The following is a 2,582-nucleotide window of genomic DNA, read 5'->3' as shown; positions in this document are numbered from 1 at the left end:
CCCCCACCCTGCCCACCGGGCAGATGCACGTCCAGCAGCACGACGTCGGGCCGAAGCGTGTGCACCACGGAGATCGCGGAGGGGACGTCGTCCGCCTCGCCGACGACCTCGAGGTCGTCGGCGAGCTCGGACCGAACACCAGCCCGGATCATCCGGTGATCGTCGACGAGTACCAGTCGCAGGGTCATGTCTCTTCGCCTCCATCGCTGCGGGGCATCCTCAGGTGGATCTCGGTGCCCCGCGTGGAATCACTTCGGATCGTCGCGCTGCCGCCGTGCCTGCGCATCCGGTCAAGGATCGAGTCCCGAACCCCATGCCGGTCCTCGGGCACGGCTGCCACCTCGAAGCCGTCGCCCCGGTCCCGGACGAACACATCCACGCTCTCGGCGCCGATCTCCACGTACAGCGAGATCGGTGGCCGGCCGTGGGCGACGGCGTTGGCGAGGGCTTCGCGGGTGGCCGCGGCCAGCGGTGTGGTGCCGTCGTCGGGCCGGGCGTCGCCTGCCGTGACGACGTCGATCGGGACGCCGCGGGCGTCCTCCACCTCCGCCGCGACCTGGCGCACCATGGCCGCGACCGAGTCGCCCACCTCGGGCCGGTCGGAGTAGAGCCAGTCCCGCAGCTCCCGCTCCTGTGCGCGGGCCAGACGCCGCACGTACTGCGGGTCGTCGGCGCGTGATCGGATCAGGGACAGGGTCTGCAGCACGGAGTCGTGCAGGTGGGCGGCGATGTCCGCACGCTCGGCCTCGCGTGCCCGCGCGGCGCGTTCCGCGACGAGCTCACGCCACAGGCGCAGGCCCAGTGGCGCGAGTACGACGGCGGCCCCGGCCAGGATCGCGAGGCCCGCGACAGCCCCGCGGAGCACCTCGGGGAACGTCTGCCCCTGACCCACCAGCATCAGGACGCCGACCAGTGCGAGTGCGAGGCCGCCGCCGACGCGAAGCACCACCGTGGACTTGCGGGCCGGCTCCCCCGCCTGGCGCTGCCGCTCGACGGCGCCGAGCTGGCTCCACGCGAGCGCGGCGCCACCGAGCAGGACGAGGACCGGAAGGATCCAGGTCGAGGCGACGTCGAGGTCCGCGCGGGTGGCGAGCAGGGAGCCTGCGACGACGATGAGGACGACGGCGAGCACCACGTCCCCGATGGGCCGGGCGGCGGTGCGTGAACGGAGCCTGGGCACGAGGCGGCTGAGCCGGGTGGGCCGGGCCTGTGCGGCCTCCTCCTGCGGGTCCCCGGTCGGGACGGTGAGCAGGAACCAGACGTAGAGCGCGACCCCGGCGCCGAGGAACAGGGTGAGAACGACGAACGCGATCCGTATCCACCGCACGTCGACGCCCAGGTGCGCGGCCAGGCCGGCGCAGACCCCACCGAAGACCCGGCCCTCCCGGATCCGGCGCAGCGGAACGTGGCCCGTGGACCGCCAGGGCGGGGTCCAGGGCCGGCTCACGCGGACGTCGGGCTGACTCACCTCGCCATCGTGGCACGCCGTGGCGGGAGCCGTGCGTCCGGAGGCCCGATCCAGGGCGGAATCAGGGGCTTCGGGCGCCGATATCAGGGGATCCCCCGATCACGGGGTGCACGTCGGACGCGCCGGTGGATCAGGGACGGTTCAGGGTCATACCCGATGGTCGGCGACGGCGGGCGGGAGTTGACTTGGGGCCATGAGCACAGACAACTCCGCCGGCCCCCCGCCGGCACCACCGGCACCGGGGCCCTCGAGCACCGATGCCTTCTTCGACTCGCTCCGGCGCACCCGGATGCCCCGGACCACGGACCGGTGGATCGGGGGCGTGGCCGCCGGCGTCGCGCGACGCCTGAACATCGACCCGCTGATCGTGCGTGGCGTGCTGGTCGTCATGACCCTGTTCGGTGGCCTGGGCCTGTTCCTGTACGGGATCGGCTGGGCGCTGCTCCCGGAGGAGACCGACGGCCGGATCCACCTCCAGGAGGCGATCCGGGGCCGGTTCGACGCCGCCCTCGCCGGGGCGATCGCGTTCGCGCTGGTGGGCGCATCCCGGCTCGGGTTCTGGTGGGACAACATGTGGTGGGGCGGCGAGTTCTTCGGCACCATCCTGGTGCTCGGGGCGATCGCCCTGGTGATCTGGCTGATCGTCGTCGCACGCCGCAGCGGCAAGGGCCGCCCGTCGCAGTCGCCGAGCCAGTTCGCCGCAGGCGCGGCGCCGGTGCCTCCGATGCCCGGGCCGTCGACCGGCCCGACGACCGAGGCCCCGACGACCTGGCCCTCGACGACCGGGCCGACGAACCCCGCGAGCGGTGCACCGGGTCAGGCCGCGGACTACGGCCCGACCACCTGGGCGAACGCCGCCGCACCTTCCGAGACGCAGCCCGTGACCGGAGCCGGCCCGGTCGGCGAGAACGACCCGATCTCCGGCGGTACCGGCCCGGCGTCCGGCGGGACCGACCCGGTCTCGGCGGCCGGCGCGAGCCCGACCGGCTGGTCCGGCCGCGTCGAGCCGACGTACGCCGCGGCCACCGGAGGGAACTCCGCAACCTATGGATCGCCGTCGGGCCATGACCACCCGGCCGTCCCGGCAGCCGCCTGGACCCCGACTCCCCCGCCC

Annotated in this window: 3 protein-coding genes; 1 reads left to right on the top strand and 2 read right to left on the bottom strand. The window is 74.1% G+C overall.

Features of this window, described 5'->3' with window-relative positions:
* Together HALOF300_RS26795 and HALOF300_RS26790 are read right to left on the bottom strand one after the other, a co-directional pair.
* The coding region (locus tag HALOF300_RS26795; RefSeq protein WP_156743942.1) for a response regulator transcription factor at positions 1 to 188 on the bottom strand (188 nt) is incomplete at its 3' end.
* Entirely contained in the window at positions 185 to 1,468 is a 1,284-nt protein-coding gene (locus tag HALOF300_RS26790) for an ATP-binding protein (protein ID WP_156743941.1), read from the bottom strand. The genes HALOF300_RS26790 and HALOF300_RS26795, both read right to left, overlap by 4 nt.
* A gap of 193 nt (positions 1,469 to 1,661) precedes the next feature.
* On the opposite strand from HALOF300_RS26790, the gene HALOF300_RS26785 reads away from it, so the two are divergent.
* On the top strand, positions 1,662 to 2,582 hold a 921-nt coding region (locus tag HALOF300_RS26785), incomplete at its 3' end, for a PspC domain-containing protein (protein WP_156743940.1).

The organism is Occultella aeris (assembly GCF_902703175.1).
GTDB lineage: Bacteria > Actinomycetota > Actinomycetes > Actinomycetales > Beutenbergiaceae > Occultella > Occultella aeris.
Note: the sequence above shows the minus strand (reverse complement) of the source record. Positions and strands in the feature narration are given on the sequence as shown.